Genomic DNA, 17,233 nt, shown 5'->3' on the forward strand with positions numbered 1-17,233 from the left:
ATGTCTGTGACTCAGGTTTCCGCGAAAGGAGAGGTCACGATCCGTGACCTCTCCAAATCCTTCAGCCTCGACGGTGAAACCCTGACAGTCCTGAAGAACCTTGATCTCGACATCGCCGGCGGCGAAAGCCTCGCCATCGTCGGCGCGAGCGGGTCGGGCAAGACGACCCTGCTGCGGGTCCTCGCCGGGCTGGAGGAGCCGGATTCGGGAGGCGTGCTGATCGACGGGGCACCGGTCCACGGCCTCGGCAAGGAGCGCGCCGTAATTTTCCAGGAACCACGGCTCCTTCCCTGGCTCACCGTTCTGGGCAACGTGGCCTTCGGACTCGAAGTTCAGGGGACCTCTCGAGGCGAGGCGGAGGACAGGGCACGCCACTACATCCGCCTTGTCGGTCTCAGCGACTTCGAGACCGCCTGGCCGCGTCAGCTGTCCGGCGGCATGGCGCAGCGCGTGGGCATCGCCCGAGCCCTGACCGTTCGACCCGAGATCCTGCTGCTCGACGAACCTCTGGGTGCGCTGGACGCAATGACCAAGCTGACGATGCAGGAAGAACTGACCCGCATCTGGGCCGAGGAACGGGTGACGATGGTGCTTGTGACCCACGACCTCGAGGAGGCAATCTTTCTCGCGGACCGCGTGCTCATCCTGCCAAAGGAAAAGGGCAGCCGCCCGCGCGTGATCGATATTGATCTGGAGCGTCCGCGCGACCGCAGCGAAGCGCGCTTCGTCCGGTTTCGGCAGAAGCTCATGGCAGAGTTCGGCTTGCATTGAGCCCGCCCGGCCGACCCTGCATCGGCCGGGCCCCTTTTTAGAAAGGAAAGAAGATGGGAAGGATCAGCACGGCCAGAACCGCGAAGATGACATTGAGCGGCAATCCGACTTTCAGAAAGTCGCGGAACTTGTAGCCCCCGGCACTGTAGACGAAGGTATTCGTCTGGTAGCCGATCGGCGTGGCGAAGCTGGCCGAGGCCGCAAACATCACGGCCATGATGAAGGGGCGTGGGTCGAAACCCAGCTGTTGTGCCAGGGCGATCACAATAGGACCGATCAGCACCGCCACAGCATTGTTGGAGATCATTTCGGTCAGGGTGCTTGTCAGCACATAGACCGCCGCCAGGATTGCCAATGGCCCAATGCCACCGACCGCGCCCACGACAGCCTCGACGATGACCCTCGCGGTACCGGTCTGTTCCATTCCCATACTGAGCCCCAGCATGCCGAAGATAAGGAAGAGAATGCGCCAGTCGATCGCTTCAAAAGCCTCTTCCGGATCGACGCAGCGCGTCAACATCACGACCACGGCTCCAATCACAGATAGGCCTGCAGTAGGGAGAACGTTGAAGGCCGCCAGCCCCATCACCGCAAAGATCGTGGCGATGGCAATCGGTGCCTTCGAGCGACGCATCGCCCGTTCGGAGGGTGCGGAGAGATTGATGATGCCCCCATCTTCCATGAGCCGTTGGATCCCCTCCGCAGGACCTTCCAGCAGAAGTGTGTCGGCAAACTGCAACCTGAGATCATCGATGCGATCGGAGATGTTTCGGTCAGCTCGGTGAACTGCCATGACGTAGAGCCCGTATTTGCGCCGCAGCCGCAGATCACCAAGCGCACGCCCCCGGAGGTGGGAATTCGGCCCAACGCTGGCCTCCATCAGAACCGTCTGTTCCGCCGTGACCGGCTCGTAGCCCCGATCTGCGATATCCCGGAACTCGATCTGGCCGTCTTCCTTGAGACCAAGGATCTCACCAGTGCCAGTCTTGATGACCACACGGTCCCCGGCCTGCAGCACGAGGCTGTCCAACTCCCTGCGCAGGGAATGCTCTCCCCGGATCACATCGAGCACTCTGCTCTGTGCCGTGTTGAAAGGCAACTCAGCCAGCGTCTTGCCCACATAGCGCGAGCCCAGAGGAATAAGCAGCCGCGCCTTGAACCGGCGCTTTCCCTCTTGCCCAAGGAGACTCGAGAGCGAGGCGCGGTCGGGCAACAGGTAGCGCCCGGCAAAGACCATGTAGAGCATACCCACAGCAGCGAAGATCAGCCCTGGCAGTGTCATTTCGAACATCGAGATCGGCGGCTGCCCCGTGTCCCGCGCAAGGGCGACCGCTCAGCCTGTTCGTCACCGCTGGACAGGTCGGCAATGCACGAAGTCATAGCTCCAAACGTGATTGCGATGTTCAGGTCGCAAGCGGACGCACGACCCATCGTTCAGCCAGAGCCGCCCTTTCTTTGTTTGTTTTGGCGGCACCTTCAGCCCCTCCCGTCGCCACAGCCGCTCGACACGACCATCACTGACAGACCATCCAGCCTCTCGGAGAAGCACGGCACCCCTGCGGTAGCCGTAGCGTCCGTATTGACGGGCCAGCTCAATCATGTCGGCGACAAGTCTGTCTTCATCGGCGCGTCCCTGAGGAACACGCCTCTGACGACGGACAGCCGCTCACCGCCGAGATCCCACCGGCGACGAAGGGCGTGACGCTCCCTTGGGTCACATAGTCGAAGAGAGCCGATCCTGCGATGCCCAGAACACGCAGCTTCTTGACCCGACCGAGAAGGGACGCAGCGCGCTTGAGCGCCTTTTCTCCCAGACTGTCCTTCTTAGCCAATGCCTGATCGACCACGGCAGCGGTAATGGTCTCCATCAACGCGGCGCGGGCATCGTCGTAGTTCTGATAGAGCCACGCATTGAACTCGACGAAACGGATATTCACATCGTCGCGCTCCTCCAGGGAGGTGCGCAATAGTTTCATCATTGAAGACTTACCGACGCCCCAATCGCCCGAAATGCCGAGCGACAAGGGTTCGCCTTTTGCCCCAATGATCCGTTCCGCGGCGATCTCCGCAACATGCGAAAAATTGACGAGGTCACGAAGTGTTTCGTTATCAGACCACATGCACTTACCCCCCTATTAAACAATCTCTTTAACCTGGCTCAAATGAGGTCAAGCAAATATTGCTCGGGCCTTTCGAATGAACGGGGATGCTGTGTCTTAACCAAGCTTTACAGGCCTCACCTGCATGAATTGCGCTCCCTCCCTGAAAACTGGACCGCTTGAATTGAGTTGCGGGTATCCGGATCGCCGAGTGCCCCCCATCAGTGCGGTTGACAGATCGCCAGGTCCGACCAGCAGCGATCAGCTTCAACGTCCCTTCTCCCACATCAGGCCAATTGGACCCCAGTTATCCACATAATTCGGACATCGCGCCCCGGCGGGCATCTACGTGTTTTCAGAGGGGTGCTTTATAATTCGGGTGAACCAGAAACACTAAGGTCCACTCATGCACATCAAGAATTCCCTGAACACCTACTTCGCCAGCGCCGCCTGCATCTTCCTTTTCAGCACCCAAAACGCTCCAGCCCAAGAAGCCGCCCTGCTGGGTGCGATGGTCGCGCCGGGCAGTTCCGTCACTCTCGACAAGCACGGCACCTGCCGGATCGTCACGAACCGGGGCGACGCCCCTATCATGGTGCCCGCCAACACGCCAGAAGAATGGAGTGTGGGGCAGACCGCTTTCCTGAACAACCTCGCGGGCATGAATGGCGTGAGCGTCGCAGCCTGTGGTGTCACGTGCATGATGCCTGAATATCGGGAGCCGGCGTGGGGCGATTACAATGAGCGAAAGTATAGCGACTACAGGAAAAACAGGACCTACGGCGTCTGGGAATACTGGAGTGACCCTTATGAATATTATTGGAATTCAAAAAAACTTGCTGAAAACATTATCGGCAAAAGTGTCGTTGTCGATGGCTATCATTACGATGGAACCTATTGGAGTTGGGAGGACTATTCTGACGAAGCATTCAACTACGGCATTCACCGGGTTCCGGTTGAACAGCTTTGCTCCGCCGCAGAGCAATACATCAACAGGTTGAAACCAAACCTTTCCGCTTCTTCAGCATGTGAAGGCGGGAATTGTCCCTCTGATATCCCCTCGGGGAGTCTCTATCGTGATTCTGAAGTTACACATTGGAACAGGGGGCAGACGCCAGAACTGCCGCCCTGTCTGGACGCCGCAGGCAAAGCAGCGCGGGTCACTGTGCAGCTTACTGGCCGTTTGGAGACTCCCACCACCGGTCAATATGCTTACTTCGACAGCCTTGAAGACTTCAGAAACAACTGGCGCGATGTCTTTGATATGAGCTCATACTTCAAACCCAAAGACGTTTCTCAATGCGCCATGGCCGTATCTGGCGACAATTTCCTCATGGATTTCATTTACTGAAATCCAGGCGTTTCCCAAGAGGCCGGATGCGGTTTCTCGGGAAACGCCGTGCAATTATTGCGTCCGCTGCGACCCGTCTCGAACATTAATTCCGCCGCGACCAAAGCCTTTCGGACCATAAGAACACCCATGTTCAGCATGGTCTGTACCTCCAAGCTCCTTTGCTCAATCCAAAAGCCTCCGGTCTTCCCCCGCATCGACCACTCAATGCGACAGCGGGCTGCTTGCCATGGCCTCCGCCCTCGCCAGCATCCGGGACACGTGGCGCAGATTGAGTTCATGTGTGTCGGAAACCTGGTCGATCACCTCGCAGATCGCGCCCAGGGCCGCATCACATAGCCCCCGTCGTGCGCCCTCGCGCTCCACGAAGGAGATGAGATCACCCTTGCCGGGTCCGGCAAGGCGCAGGATCTCCAGACGGCTCAGAAACGGGGCCGGAAGCGTCCTAAGGCTGTTCGAGGTCAGGACCCAGCTGATCCAAGACATATCGAACCCGACCTGGTAGTAGGGGCACTTCCAGGCCACAGCAGACGAGCGTTCCAGCAGCGGCAGCAGCCCCTCGGTCAAGCCGTAGGCCTGCCCTTTGGTCGAGGTCGGTGTTCCGGCCTTCTCGATCTCGTCGATCACCACGATGGGGTTCGCGCAGAGGCTCTGCACGATGGTTTGCAGGGGCCGCCCCGGGAAGGCCGTGCCCCAGCCGCGTTGCGAGCCGTTAACGACAAAGGAGGCCTGCTCGGCAGTTCCCTCGATGCCACAGCGCGGCACCCCGAGATGGCGCCCGAGCTCGCGTGACCACACACTCTTGCCGATCCCCGGCGGGCCGTCTAGCAGCACGGGCGGCAGCCGGAACCCGGGCTCCCCCGCCCGCACCGAGCGACGCATCGCTTTCCACAGGAAGTCAGTGGCCGCCGCCATCCACGGCATCTCGGCATGGATGGCGGCAGCAATCTCATCGGCGTGGTGTTCGCTGGCGATGCCGACCAGATCTGCCCCGCCACGGAATGCCTCCAGCGCGCGCCGGTCATCCGAGCTGAGATGGCTGAGCCCGGAAGCCTTGGCGCGCGAGCCCATGACCCGGCGCGCACGGCGCAGCACCTTGTTACGGTCCTTTTCCGAGAGATGCACCGCAATAAGGTCATCGTTCCAGCGCAACTCATCTTCAAAGTCTCCCGGCACCTTCGGGGAGACCCCGTCCTGAAAGGCACGGAGTTTGCGCAGATGCCACTCGAAGCGGCGCTTGAGGGCGAACTCGTTCTCGTCGGGATCGGCGAAGCGGGCATCGATGAACTTGATCTTCGTCATGGGGGCCTTTCTGGCGCATCGCGCCATACCCTCCGGCAGAGGCTCTGCTGGAGGGGGATGTTGGAAAGAACCCGGCCGGATTTGCCCTGAGGGATGCCGAAAGCGCCGCCGGTCGTCAACAGCGCCTGTCAGGATGGAACATAGCGGAGGCGGATCAAATCGCCGAAACCCATCCAATGGGTAAACCATTGATACAAAAGAAAACCACCGACTGCATCGCTGCCGATGGTCATTAATCCTGTGCCGGAATGGTCAAATTACCCCCGAAATGGACATTTTATGGTGGGTCCTACACGTCCATACAGGTTTTTGCGATTATCACCCGCATTTCGAATGGCCGCAGGAGGCGCAGGTCATGCAGCCTTCGACCATGCGCATGTCATAGGAGCCGCAGGACGGGCAGGCCTTGCCGCGTGGTTTCTCGCCGATTGCGACCACTTCCGCCTGCGGATCGGTCTTGAGCCCCATGCCCTCGCCTTCGATAAAGCCGATGGTCACCAAATGCGTCTCGATCACCCCGCCGATGGCCGCCAGAATGGAGGGAATATATTTCCCTTTCATCCAAGCCCCGCCACGCGGATCGAACACCGCTTTCAGCTCTTCGACCACAAAGGACACATCGCCCCCGCGCCGGAACACCGCCGAGATCATCCGGGTGAGCGCCACGGTCCAGGCGAAATGCTCCATATTCTTCGAGTTGATGAAAATCTCGAACGGGCGACGATGACCGCCATGCACGATGTCGTTGATCGTGACATAGATCGCGTGCTCGCTGTCCGGCCATTTCAGCTTGTAGGTGTTGCCTTCAAGCTGTTGCGGGCGGTCGAGCGGCTCAGAAAGATAAACGACCTCCGCGCCTTCGTCCTGCTCCGGGGCTTTCTCGGAACTCTCGGAGACGGAGAGAACAGAGCCGGTCACATCGTTCGGACGATAGGTGGTACAGCCCTTACAGCCGGTCTCATAGGCCTCCATATAGACTTCCTTGAAGTCCTCGAAAGCGATGTCTTCCGGGCAGTTGATCGTCTTGGAGATCGAGCTGTCGACCCATTTCTGCGCTGCCGCCTGCATCCGCACGTGATCCAGCGGTGCGAGCGTTTGCGCGTTGACGAAATACTCAGGCAACTCGACATCTGCGCCGAACTTGTCGCGGTAGAGTTTGACGGCGTAATCGACAACCTCTTCTTCCGTGCGCGAGCCGTCTTTTTGCAGCACCTTGCGGGTGTAGGCATAGGCGAACACCGGCTCGATCCCGGAGGAGACGTTGCCCGCATAGAGCGAAATCGTCCCGGTCGGTGCGATGGAGGTCAAAAGCGCATTGCGGATGCCGTCTTTGGCAATCGCATCTTTGACGTCCTGATCCATGATCTTGAGCGAGCCGGACGCCAGATATTTGTCCTTGTCAAAGAGCGGGAAGGCCCCCTTCTCTTTCGCCAACCCGGCGGAAGCCAGATAGGAGGCACGCGCGATCATCTTGAGCCATGTCTCACAGGTCGCGGCGGCCTCTTCCGAGCCATAACGCTGGCCGATCATCAAAAGCGCATCGGCAAGCCCCGTGACGCCAAGCCCGATGCGGCGTTTCGCCTGTGCTTCCTGCGCCTGTTGCTCCAGCGGGAAACGGGACGCGTCCACGACGTTGTCCATCATCCGCACGGCAGTGGCGACAAGATCGGACAAAGCCTCTTCGTCCATCTCCGCGCCCTCGCCGAACGGGTCTTTCACCAGACGGGCCAGGTTGATCGAGCCGAGCAGACAGGCGCCATAGGGCGGCAGCGGTTGCTCCCCGCACGGGTTGGTCGCGGCAATCGTCTCTACATAGGAGAGGTTGTTCATCTTGTTGATGCGGTCGATGAAGATCACGCCCGGCTCGGCATAATCATAGGTCGCGCGCATGATCTTGTTCCAAAGATCGCGGGCCTCGACCGTGTGATAAACCTTGCCGCCGAAGGTCAGCTCCCACGGACCGTCGGCCTTCACCGCTTCCATGAAATCGTCGGTCACAAGCACCGAGAGGTTGAACATGCGCAGACGCGCCGAATCCTGTTTCGCCTCAATGAACTGATGAATATCCGGGTGATCGCAGCGCATCGTCGCCATCATCGCGCCCCGACGCGAGCCCGCCGACATGATCGTGCGGCACATCGCATCCCAGACATCCATGAACGACAACGGGCCCGAGGCATCCGCCGCCACACCTTTGACATCCGCGCCCTTGGGCCGGATGGTGGAGAAATCATAGCCGATGCCTCCGCCCTGCTGCATGGTGAGCGCGGCCTCTTTCAGCATGTCGAAAATTCCCGCCATGCTGTCCGGGATCGTCCCCATGACAAAACAGTTAAAGAGCGTCACCGCGCGCCCCGTGCCTGCGCCCGCAAGAATGCGTCCCGCCGGCAGGAATTTGAAATCTTCGAGTGCGTGGTAGAATTTCTCTTCCCACGCCGCCTGATCCTTTTCGACCGACGCCAAAGAGCGCGCCACCCGCCGCCAACTGTCCTCGACCGATTGATCCACCGCAGCCCCGTCGGCTTCTTTCAGGCGGTATTTCATGTCCCAGATCTGTTCGGCGATGGGGGCGGCAAAGCGAGTCATGGCGGTCGGTTCCGTTCTTGAGTGGCAGCAGTCAGGGCGGTCGTGTAACGCGGTCGGATCGGAAGGGCAACTTGAAGAATCGCACATGCAAACTATGATTGCACACCACAGTTAGGGCGATCCGATGGCCGATTACATAAACCTAGTAAAATTATGCGTGGGCGTCGACTCTTTTGAAGAGCTCAACGCCTATGTCGAATCTGCCCCCAAGGGCCTGCGCGGACACACGACCCGCATGTGGCCCAAGCAGGAGGACAAGCTCCTGAATGGCGGTTCGCTCTATTGGGTGATCAAGGGGGCCATTCAAGCCCGGCAGAAAATCCAAGGCCTCGAAGAGGTTATCGGCGAGGACGGCGTGCGCCGCTGCCGTATCCAGCTCGCCGCACCTTTGATCCGCACCCAAAACGCGCTGCGCCGTCCGTTTCAGGGCTGGCGCTATCTCAAGCCCGAGGACGCCCCCGCCGACCTTCCGCAGGGCCGCGAGAACGAACCCGACCTGCCGCCGGAACTGGCTCAGGCACTGGCCGAAATCGGCGTGATTTGAGTATTTAGGGCAACAAAGGAGACAGGGGACGCGCCCCCGTCTCCGATTTAGTCTCCGAGGCCCATCTTCTCGGTCAGCTCGGTGAGCGTCGCGCGGGTCTCGTCGGTCCAATGCGCCATGCGCGATTTGAACAGCGTCGCCTGAGACCGGTGGATCGGCTCGCAGCTCAGCACCTTGAGGTGGTTCGCCCGCAGCGTATCCCCCGTCGAAGTGATGTCGGCGATGGCCTCGGCGGTGAGGTTCTTCACCGTGCCTTCGGTCGCGCCTTGACTGTCGACGAGTTGGTAATCCGCGACGCCGTTGATCTTCAGAAATTCCCGCACGAGATGGTGGTATTTCGTGGCGATGCGAAGCCGGAACCCATGCCGCGCGCGAAAGGCCGAGGCTGCGGCGTCGAGATCGTCCAGCGTGTCGACGTCTGTCCAGCATTTCGGCACGGCAATGATCAGATCGGCATGGCCGAACCCCATGACCGCCAGTTCCGCGACCTTGCTGTCCCATGCGGCCAGTTTGTCGCGCACCAGATCGGAGCCGGTGACGCCCAGATGGATGCGCCCGGCGGCGAGTTCGCGCGGGATCTCAGAGGCGGAGAGCAGCACAAGCTCGACACCCTCGATGCCCTCGACCGCACCGGAATATTCGCGCTCGGCCCCGGCCCGCGACAGCATCACGCCGCGTTCGGAAAACCATTCGAAGGTCTTTTCCATCAACCGGCCCTTGGAGGGCACGCCAAGTTTGACGACCATCACGCGCCTCCTTTCAGGCTCAGAAGCACATTAGGGCGGATCACCCCCCCGACAGCCGGAATGGAACGGCCCTGACCGAGCACGGCGGTCAGGGCATCATAGCGCCCGCCGGTGGCCACGGGCGGCAGGTCCGGGCGACCCTCGGCGTAAAAGCCGAAAACGAACCCGTCGTAATATTCCATCGAGGTACGCCCGTAGGAGGCCTCGAAATCCAGATGCTCGACATCGACGCCACGCGCGGCCAGCGCGTCGCTGCGACGGCTCAGAAGGCTCACCGCCCCCGAGATCGCCGGCAGGTCCACCGCGATGTCCCGCAATTGCGAGATGACATGCGGCAGGGTCTCCTTGAGCGACAGGATGTCGTCCAGAAGTTCGATCTCGGAGCCGGAGATCGGCGGTTCGCTCGCGTCTTCTTCGAGCGCCCTGATCCGGCTGTCGATCTCCGTCTGGGTGCGCAGACCGATAAACGGGGCTTCGGCATCCTTGAGATTGGCGCGCACGCGGTCGAGGTTCTGCTGGCGCAGCGCCGTGCCCGCCTCGGAAAACCGCGTCATCAGCGCCCGGAACCGGCGCGGACGCCAGATGTGGCGCAACAAAGCTGCTCGGCGGCGTTCGGTGGTTTTCAAGCCCGCCACGGCGGCCTTGAGAATCCCGATGTCTCCGGTGGCTGCATGCAGGCCGGAGCCCGCCAGCACTTCGGCAAAACGCGCAAACACGTCCGCATCGGCGGCTGCCGGATCGGAGCCGTCGAACACCTCGTAGCCGACCTGAAAATATTCATTGGCGCGGCTCGGCATGTCTTCCTGTTTGCGAAACACCTCGCCCGCATAGGTATAGCGCGCGGGCTCCGCGCCGTTGGTCATGTGTTCCTGCACCACAGGCACGGTGAAATCCGGGCGCAGCATCATCTCGCCGCGCTCCGGGTCATGGGTCACATAGGCGCGGGCGCGGATGTCCTCGCCGTAGAGGTCCAGAAGCACCTCGGCGGGCAGGAGAATATCCATCTCCACCGGCTGCGCACCGCTCTCTTCGAAGAAGGCTTTGAGACGTGCGGCCTCGGCCTTGATCGCCGCTTTCGAAATCTCGGGACGGGGCATCAGCTATAGCTTTCGATGATCTCGCGCACTTTCGCGACCATCTGGTCACGAGGCACTTCATATTGGTTCGGGCGGTCTTTCCACTCTTCGAGCGAGGCGTTTTCAGCGATCTTCGCCCCAAGGATCAGGTCCTTGATCTGCACCACACCACGCTCCGCCTCGTCGCCGCCCTGAATGATCGCCACCGGGCTTTCGCGTTTGTCCGCATATTTGAGCTGGTTGCCGAAGTTCTTCGGATTGCCAAGGTACACTTCGGCGCGAATGCCCGCCTGACGCAACTCCGTCACCATCTCCATATAGGCGCTCATCCGGTCGCGATCCATCACGGTCACCACCACCGGGCCCTGGGCCTTGGACCCGATCCGACCCGTCGCGCGCAGCGCAGCGAGAAGACGGTCGACGCCGATAGACATGCCGGTCGCAGGCACGGCCTGCCCGGTGAAGCGTTTCACCAGATCGTCATAGCGCCCGCCGCCTGCGACCGAGCCGAACTCGCGCACACGGCCTTTTTCGTCGGTGACCTCAAAGGTCAGCTCGGCCTCATAGACCGGCCCGGTGTAATAGCCGAGGCCCCGCACCACGGCGGGGTCGATGACGATGCGGTCGGGACCGTAGCCTTGGCCTTCGAGCAGCTCGGCGATCTCGCGCAGTTCCGCGACGCCCTCCTGCCCGGTCACAGCCGCGCCGACCAGTTCGCCCAGACGATCCAGCGTCGTGGCATTGCTGTCCTGACGCCCGTTGACGAAACCGAGGATCAGATCGACCTGCGCCGTGGCAAGCCCCGCGCCCTTGGTGAAATCACCGCTCTCGTCTTTGCGCCCTTCGGTCAGCAAAGCCATGACGCCCTCGTCGCCGAACTTGTCATGCTTGTCGATGGTGCGCAGAACGATGCCGCGCACATGCGCGCACTCTTCGGTGTCCGGCAGGCCAGCGGCCTCCAGCACCCCGTCCAGAACTTTGCGGTTGTTCACCCGGATGATGTAATCGCCACGCGGAATGCCGACCGCCTCAAGCGTGTCCGACAACATCGCGCAAATTTCCGCATCGGCGGCCACAGACGGCGCGCCCACGGTGTCGGCGTCGCATTGGTAGAACTGGCGGAAACGCCCCGGCCCCGGTTTCTCATTGCGCCACACCGGCCCCATCGCAAAGCGGCGGTAGGGCGAGGGCAGGTCATTGCGATACTGCGCCGCGACGCGCGCCAAAGGTGCCGTCATGTCATAACGCAGCGCGACCCAATCCGAGTCGTCCTCCTGCCAGGCAAAAACCCCCTCGTTCGGACGGTCTACGTCGGGCAGGAATTTCCCCAGCGCCTCAACGGTCTCGACCGCAGAGGTTTCCAGCGCCTCGAACCCGTAAAGATGATACACTTCGGCGATCTGATCGAGCATATGCTTGCGCTCGCTCACTTCGGTGCCGAAGTAATCACGAAAGCCCTTCGGCGTGACGGCCTTGGGGCGCGGGGTTTTCTTGGGCTTGGCCATGGCTGGTCCTTTTGCACGACTGTCGCGGGCGGCATAGCGGAAGCCCGCCCGCTGAGCAAGGCGGCAGCACTGGCAAAACCCGCGAAATCCCATGAAAAGCTGATGACAAGCCCCGTATTCAGGGGCATAAACCCGCTCATAAAAGGAGACCGGCATGTCAGACGAAAATCGCATCATCGCGCTTGAGGAACAGGTCGCCTACCTCACCAAAACTGTCGAGGAGCTCTCCGACGTCGTCGCGCAACAGGAGCGCGTGCTCGAACTCGCCGAGCGGCGGCTCGGCATGCTGATGGAGGCGGAGGCGCTTCGCCAATCCGAAACCGATGGCTCCGTCCCCTTGGCCGATCAACGCCCACCGCATTGGTAAGGCATCATTCTCGCAGGAAAATGTGACAGCAAAGCGGGGTTAAGGCAGCGCCTGCGAAACGGGCGCCTTCAAACCTGCCGCCCGCCATATCTCACCGCATTTCCTCGCTCACCAGCGCCCCGTTGTGCAGCAAAAGCTCCAGCCAGTCCTCTTCCGCTCCATACTGCGGATAGACCGACACAAAGGCCACCTGCCGCTCCAGCGCGCCCAGTTTGTCCTCCGGACAGCGCTCCCCGCGCCCAACGCCGCAGGTCTGGCGTTTGATTTTCTCGTATGTCTTGTCGGCGCGGGTCCAGTCGCGATCCGTATCGCCCGAATAGCGCAGCACCTCGTGCAGGGCCGCCTCGCCGAACATGACCAAAGCCGCCGTCACCTGACGCGGGCAGCCGTCGGAGAAGCCGGTGATATACTGGCTGCGCGGCGCGGCACTTTCCGGATCGCTGTCATAGAGCTGCCAGACCGCCCGGCCCTCACGCGGGAACTGATCGACCTTCCGTCCCATGATGCCCGGTCTGAGATCACACGCGACCCCGACCACCCCAAAGGGCAGCACCTCTCCGGGCTGCACGGTCGAACCGCCGCCTTGGGAATCCTGGTGCTCTTGCGGCCTGAGAAATCCGAACAGCGGTTTCTGAGGAGCGACAGGCGCAGGCTCCGGGGCAATCTCGCTCTCGACCCCGTGGGTTTCCGGCCGGAATTCTCCCCCGTCTTGCGGCAAGACGACTTGCGGCAAGGCGGCGGATTGCGCCCCCGCCTGGTGTTTCGGTTTCAGAAACCCGAACATCCCGCCCAGCCCGGCGGTTTTCACCTCTGAGGTCGCCACCAAAACCTCGGGATTTGAAGCCGTTTCCGGGACGTCCTCCTGCGCCCGCAACGCCGCGGCACTCGCATCGTCAGAGGTCCCGACCACCTCAATGTCGCTGTCGGCCAAGGGCGAAGGCGGCGTCTCGGGTTTCAGAAAGGCGAACAGCCCCTTGGGCGCGGGGGCTTCCCCACCCGCGGAGGCCGCCGCGAAGGCCTCTGCCAACTGCGCGGCTGGCGCCCCGGCCCCGGCGTTCAACGCCTCTTCGGGCGCCCCCGGCACACTCATCTGACAGCCCGACACACTGACCGCAACCAGGGCCAAGACACCCACAAGACGCATCACATGTCCTCGACCATCACCACCCCGTCAAAGGACTTGATCGCCCCCTTGACCTCCGGCGTGATCACGAAGGGCTGCGGCACGTCGATCTCGACCTCGTTCTGACTGTCCGGCGGCATGAGACAGAAACTGATCGCCCCCTTGGCGGGCTGTTTCGCCTCCTGCGTCACCCGGTTCAGAAGCTCGCCCACCATGACGATCGCACGGGTGTCCTCGCAATAAATCTTCAGACCCGCGCCGCCCGCATCCGCCACCACGGTTTCCATCGGCGCAACCGAGCGGATCATCGGGTCGAACTGACCATCGTTGAAGCGGCCTTCGAGCGACATCACCAGCTTGTCGTGTTTCTCGAAAATCTCGTAGGAGGGTTCGTATTCGCCCTTTTTCGGGAACATGGCGATGCCCGCGAGCTGACCGGTCGGGTCGGAAATATTCATCCGGAAATAGCGCGTGCCCTTGCCCGATTTCATCGGGCGGAAGCCGGAGACCAGCACGCCGACCTTCATGATCACGCCGCCCTCGGCCTCGGCGCGGGCCTGCACCTCGGCGAGCGTGCCGATTTTCTTGCGCTTGAGCGCGGCCGCGTAATCGTCAAGCGGGTGGCCGGAGAGGTAAAATCCGATGGCCTTCTGTTCCTCCATCAACCGCTCGGATGCGACCCAATCGCCCACCGGCGACAGGCGCGGCTCCGGCAGGTCCTCGCCCGCATCGCCGAAAAGCGACACCTGGTTCGAGGCCTTCTGTTCATGGATCGCGGCGGAATATTGCACCAGCGCATCGAGGCTGTCGAAGACCCGGCGGCGGTTGCTGTCGAGCAAATCAAACGCCCCTGCCCGCGCCAGCATCTCCAGAGGCCGTTTTCCGACCTTCTTGAGATCCACCCGCCGGGCAAAATCAAACAATGTCACGAAAGGCTTGCCGGTTTCTTCGCGGGCTTTGACGATGAGTTGCATCGCCTCGACCCCGACGTTCTTGAGCGCGCCCAGCGCATAGACGAGCTTTTGATCCACAACATCGAAGGTGGCGAGCGAGCGGTTCACACAGGGCGGAATGATCTCAATATCAAGCCCCCGCCGCACCTCTTCGCAGAAGATCGACAGCTTGTCGGTCAAGTGAATATCGCAGTTCATGACGCCCGCCATGAACTCCACCGGATGGTTCGCCTTGAGCCAGCCGGTTTGATAGGACACCACGCCGTAAGCCGCCGCGTGGGATTTGTTGAACCCGTAGTTGGCGAATTTCTCCAGAAGGTCGAACACCTCGGAGGCCTTCTTCTTATCGACGCCGTTCTTGGCCGCCCCCGCCTCGAATTTCGGGCGTTCGGCGTCCATCGCCTCCTTGATCTTTTTCCCCATGGCGCGCCGCAGCAAGTCCGCGCCGCCCAGCGAATAGCCCGCCATGACCTGCGCGATCTGCATCACCTGTTCCTGATAGACGATGATGCCCTGCGTCTCGGCCAAAATATGGTCGATGGTCGGATGCACCGACTGCAATTCCTTGCGCCCGTGTTTCACGTCGCAATAGGTCGGGATGTTTTCCATCGGCCCCGGACGATAAAGCGCCACAAGTGCGACGATGTCCTCGATACAGGTCGGCTTCATCTGCCGAAGCGCCTGCATCATGCCCGAGCTTTCCACCTGAAACACCGCAACCGTCTTGGCGTCCGAGTAGAGTTTGTAGGTCTTCTCGTCATCCAGAGGAATGAGGTTGATCTCGTTCACGCCCCCCTCGGGCGGCTCGTACAGTTGCGTCCCATCGGCGGCGACGTGCAAGGGCCGACCGGATTTGAAAATCAGATCCATCGCCGACTGGATCACCGTCAGCGTCTTGAGGCCGAGAAAGTCGAACTTCACCAACCCGGCCTGTTCCACCCATTTCATGTTGAACTGGGTCGCCGGCATATCGGAGCGCGGGTCCTGATAGAGCGGCACAAGATTGTCCAGCGGACGATCCCCGATCACAACCCCCGCCGCGTGGGTCGAGGCATTGCGCAAAAGCCCCTCGACCTGTTGGCCATAGGTCAACAGCCGGTCGACGACCTCTTCGTTGCGGGCCTCTTCGCGGAGTTTCGGCTCGTCTTCCAGCGCCTGTTTGATCGACACAGGCTTGACGCCCTCGACCGGGATCAGTTTCGACAGACGATCCACCTGCCCGTAAGGCATCTGCAACACCCGCCCGATGTCCCGTACCGCAGCCTTGGACAGAAGCGCACCGAAGGTGATGATCTGCCCCACCTTGTCGCGTCCGTATTTCTCCTGCACGTAGCGGATCGTTTCCTCCCGCCGGTCCATGCAGAAGTCGATGTCGAAGTCCGGCATCGACACACGTTCCGGGTTCAAAAACCGTTCGAACAGAAGCGAATAACGCAGCGGGTCCAAATCCGTGATCGTCAGCACATAAGCGACAAGCGAGCCAGCCCCAGACCCTCGCCCCGGACCGACCGGAATGCCATTGTCCTTCGACCATTTGATGAAGTCGGCCACGATCAGGAAGTAGCCGGGGAACCCCATCTGTTCGATGATCCCCAGCTCGAACTTGAGCCGTTCCTCGTAGTCCTCCCGCGTTCCTGCGGGCTTGATCACGGCCAGACGCTTGTCCAGACCTTCCCAGGCCTGTTTGCGCAGTTCCTCGACCTCGTCATCAGCGAATTTCGGCAGGATCGGCGCGCGTTTATAGGCCTTGAAGGCACAGCGTTTCGCGATCTCCACCGTGTTCTCGATCGCCTCCGGCAGATCGGCGAACAGCGCCGCCATCTCGGCAGGCGTCTTGAAATAATGCTGCGGCGTCAAACGTCTGCGCGGCTCGACCTGATCCACATAGGCCCCTTCGGCGATACAGATCAGCGCGTCATGCGCCTCGTACATCTCTTCCTTCGGGAAATACACGTCGTTGGTCGCCACCAAAGGCAGCCCCAGATCGTAGGCCCATTCCACGAAAGGCCGCTCGGTCAGCCGTTCGGCCTCCGTATGACTGCCCTCCTCGCCCGGATGGCGCTGCAATTCGACGTAGAGCCGGTTCGGATAGATCGCCTTGAACCGCTCCAGAAGCGCGCGCGCCTGCGGTTCGTGGTTGTCGCGGATCATCCGCCCCACCGGCCCGTCCGAGCCCCCCGTGAGACAGATCAGCCCCGCCGAATACTGCTCCAGCTCCGCCATCGTCACCTGCGGAATGCCGTCGTGTTTGTCGACATAGAGGCAGGAATTGAGCTTCATCAGGTGCTCGTAACCCGTCTCGTTCTGGGCCAGCAGAACCACCGGCGCGGGCGCTTTCTGCCGCTCGCCGGGTTCGGGTTCGTGATAGCCGACGCTGACCTGACAGCCGAGGATCGGCTGCACGCCCGCGCCCTTGGCGTATTCGGAAAACTCAAGCGCACAGAACAGGTTATTGGTGTCCGTCACCGCCACGGCGGGCATGCCCATCTCCGTCACCATGCCGCTCAGTTTCTTGAGCCGCATCGCGCCCTCAAGAAGCGAATATTCGGTGTGAACCCGGAGATGGATGAAGGATGCTGTGCTCATGTGAGGGGCAAGCTACCGCAAGCCCGCCGCGCTTTCCAAGGGCAAAACGCCGCTTTTCCACAGCTTCGTGGCTCCGCCCGTTTTTTGATCAAAAGTACAAAGCCTAAGCAGATTCCGCGCGGAATCCCTTGCAAAAGCCGCTCCACCCCGGTTTTCTTACAGAAATCGCACGCGCTTTCCGCCGCATCGGGCGCGTGTCTTGAACAAGAAAGCGGCTGGTCCGA

At 61.2% G+C, this 17,233-nt stretch carries 12 protein-coding genes and 2 pseudogenes; 4 read left to right on the forward strand and 10 right to left on the reverse strand.

Annotation, left to right across the window (positions count from 1 at the left end; all coding sequences use genetic code 11):
• Complete coding sequence (locus CEW89_RS09695; RefSeq protein WP_096805768.1) at nucleotides 1–771, forward strand: ABC transporter ATP-binding protein; 771 nt, start codon at nucleotides 1–3, stop codon at nucleotides 769–771.
• 37 nt (nucleotides 772–808) lie between these two features.
• On the opposite strand, the pseudogene CEW89_RS09700 reads toward CEW89_RS09695, so the two are convergent.
• The 3 genes and pseudogenes from CEW89_RS09700 to CEW89_RS09710 form a co-directional block, all read right to left on the reverse strand.
• Nucleotides 809–2,077, reverse strand: a pseudogene (locus CEW89_RS09700) (SLC13 family permease); the annotation flags it as partial.
• A gap of 54 nt (nucleotides 2,078–2,131) precedes the next feature.
• Nucleotides 2,132–2,422: pseudogene (locus CEW89_RS09705) on the reverse strand (IS3 family transposase); the annotation flags it as partial.
• Entirely contained in the window at nucleotides 2,391–2,891 is a 501-nt protein-coding gene (locus CEW89_RS09710) for a KAP family P-loop NTPase fold protein (RefSeq protein WP_096805769.1), read from the reverse strand. The gene CEW89_RS09710 and the pseudogene CEW89_RS09705, both read right to left, overlap by 32 nt.
• Nucleotides 2,892–3,276: 385 nt before the next feature.
• On the opposite strand from CEW89_RS09710, the gene CEW89_RS09715 reads away from it, so the two are divergent.
• Entirely contained in the window at nucleotides 3,277–4,221 is a 945-nt protein-coding gene (locus CEW89_RS09715) for a hypothetical protein (protein ID WP_096805770.1), read from the forward strand.
• A gap of 204 nt (nucleotides 4,222–4,425) precedes the next feature.
• On the opposite strand, the gene CEW89_RS09725 is transcribed toward CEW89_RS09715, so the two are convergent.
• Nucleotides 4,426–5,523 (reverse strand): AAA family ATPase, encoded by a 1,098-nt coding sequence (locus CEW89_RS09725; RefSeq protein ID WP_096805772.1) that lies wholly within the window; start codon nucleotides 5,521–5,523, stop codon nucleotides 4,426–4,428.
• A gap of 318 nt (nucleotides 5,524–5,841) precedes the next feature.
• On the reverse strand, nucleotides 5,842–8,109 hold the full coding sequence (locus CEW89_RS09730) for an adenosylcobalamin-dependent ribonucleoside-diphosphate reductase (RefSeq protein WP_096805773.1): 2,268 nt from the start codon (nucleotides 8,107–8,109) through the stop codon (nucleotides 5,842–5,844).
• Nucleotides 8,110–8,233: 124 nt separating this feature from the next.
• Here CEW89_RS09730 and CEW89_RS09735 point away from each other — a divergent pair, with 124 nt between their 5' ends.
• Complete coding sequence (locus tag CEW89_RS09735; RefSeq protein WP_096805774.1) at nucleotides 8,234–8,653, forward strand: DUF1489 family protein; 420 nt, start codon at nucleotides 8,234–8,236, stop codon at nucleotides 8,651–8,653.
• Nucleotides 8,654–8,700: 47 nt separating this feature from the next.
• Here the strand turns inward: CEW89_RS09735 and hisG are convergent, their stop codons facing one another.
• The 3 genes from hisG to hisS are packed head-to-tail and all read right to left on the reverse strand — an operon-like array spanning nucleotide 8,701 to nucleotide 11,980.
• Nucleotides 8,701–9,399, reverse strand: coding sequence for an ATP phosphoribosyltransferase (gene hisG, locus CEW89_RS09740; RefSeq protein WP_066711062.1), 699 nt, complete (start codon nucleotides 9,397–9,399; stop codon nucleotides 8,701–8,703).
• On the reverse strand, nucleotides 9,399–10,496 hold the full coding sequence (locus tag CEW89_RS09745; RefSeq protein WP_096805775.1) for an ATP phosphoribosyltransferase regulatory subunit: 1,098 nt from the start codon (nucleotides 10,494–10,496) through the stop codon (nucleotides 9,399–9,401). Before CEW89_RS09745 ends, hisG begins: the two co-directional genes overlap by 1 nt.
• Entirely contained in the window at nucleotides 10,496–11,980 is a 1,485-nt protein-coding gene (hisS, locus tag CEW89_RS09750; RefSeq protein WP_096805776.1) for a histidine--tRNA ligase, read from the reverse strand. The genes CEW89_RS09745 and hisS overlap by 1 nt, the downstream gene beginning before the upstream one ends.
• A 154-nt stretch (nucleotides 11,981–12,134) precedes the next feature.
• On the opposite strand from hisS, the gene CEW89_RS09755 reads away from it, so the two are divergent.
• Nucleotides 12,135–12,347, forward strand: coding sequence for a SlyX family protein (locus tag CEW89_RS09755; protein ID WP_066711056.1), 213 nt, complete (start codon nucleotides 12,135–12,137; stop codon nucleotides 12,345–12,347).
• 91 nt (nucleotides 12,348–12,438) lie between these two features.
• On the opposite strand, the gene CEW89_RS09760 is transcribed toward CEW89_RS09755, so the two are convergent.
• On the reverse strand, nucleotides 12,439–13,491 hold the full coding sequence (locus CEW89_RS09760) for a hypothetical protein (protein ID WP_096805777.1): 1,053 nt from the start codon (nucleotides 13,489–13,491) through the stop codon (nucleotides 12,439–12,441).
• Complete coding sequence (gene dnaE / locus CEW89_RS09765; RefSeq protein WP_096805778.1) at nucleotides 13,491–17,009, reverse strand: DNA polymerase III subunit alpha; 3,519 nt, start codon at nucleotides 17,007–17,009, stop codon at nucleotides 13,491–13,493. Before dnaE ends, CEW89_RS09760 begins: the two co-directional genes overlap by 1 nt.
• Between the last annotated feature and the right edge of the window lie 224 nt (nucleotides 17,010–17,233).

The sequence above is a fragment of the Celeribacter ethanolicus genome, assembly GCF_002407265.1.
Lineage (GTDB): Bacteria > Pseudomonadota > Alphaproteobacteria > Rhodobacterales > Rhodobacteraceae > Celeribacter > Celeribacter ethanolicus.

What these genes read in the sequence shown, in the direction of transcription:
- CEW89_RS09745 (WP_096805775.1), bottom strand. Translation starts at nt 10,496, where the DNA reads ATGCCCCGTCCCGAGATTTCGAAAGCGGCGATCAAGGCCGAGGCCGCA.
- CEW89_RS09695 (WP_096805768.1), top strand. Translation starts at nt 1, where the DNA reads ATGTCTGTGACTCAGGTTTCCGCGAAAGGAGAGGTCACGATCCGTGAC.
- CEW89_RS09725 (WP_096805772.1), bottom strand. Translation starts at nt 5,523, where the DNA reads ATGACGAAGATCAAGTTCATCGATGCCCGCTTCGCCGATCCCGACGAG.
- dnaE (WP_096805778.1), bottom strand. Translation starts at nt 17,009, where the DNA reads ATGAGCACAGCATCCTTCATCCATCTCCGGGTTCACACCGAATATTCG.
- CEW89_RS09715 (WP_096805770.1), top strand. Translation starts at nt 3,277, where the DNA reads ATGCACATCAAGAATTCCCTGAACACCTACTTCGCCAGCGCCGCCTGC.
- CEW89_RS09730 (WP_096805773.1), bottom strand. Translation starts at nt 8,109, where the DNA reads ATGACTCGCTTTGCCGCCCCCATCGCCGAACAGATCTGGGACATGAAA.
- CEW89_RS09735 (WP_096805774.1), top strand. Translation starts at nt 8,234, where the DNA reads ATGGCCGATTACATAAACCTAGTAAAATTATGCGTGGGCGTCGACTCT.
- CEW89_RS09755 (WP_066711056.1), top strand. Translation starts at nt 12,135, where the DNA reads ATGTCAGACGAAAATCGCATCATCGCGCTTGAGGAACAGGTCGCCTAC.
- hisG (WP_066711062.1), bottom strand. Translation starts at nt 9,399, where the DNA reads ATGGTCGTCAAACTTGGCGTGCCCTCCAAGGGCCGGTTGATGGAAAAG.
- hisS (WP_096805776.1), bottom strand. Translation starts at nt 11,980, where the DNA reads ATGGCCAAGCCCAAGAAAACCCCGCGCCCCAAGGCCGTCACGCCGAAG.
- CEW89_RS09710 (WP_096805769.1), bottom strand. Translation starts at nt 2,891, where the DNA reads ATGTGGTCTGATAACGAAACACTTCGTGACCTCGTCAATTTTTCGCAT.
- CEW89_RS09760 (WP_096805777.1), bottom strand. Translation starts at nt 13,491, where the DNA reads ATGCGTCTTGTGGGTGTCTTGGCCCTGGTTGCGGTCAGTGTGTCGGGC.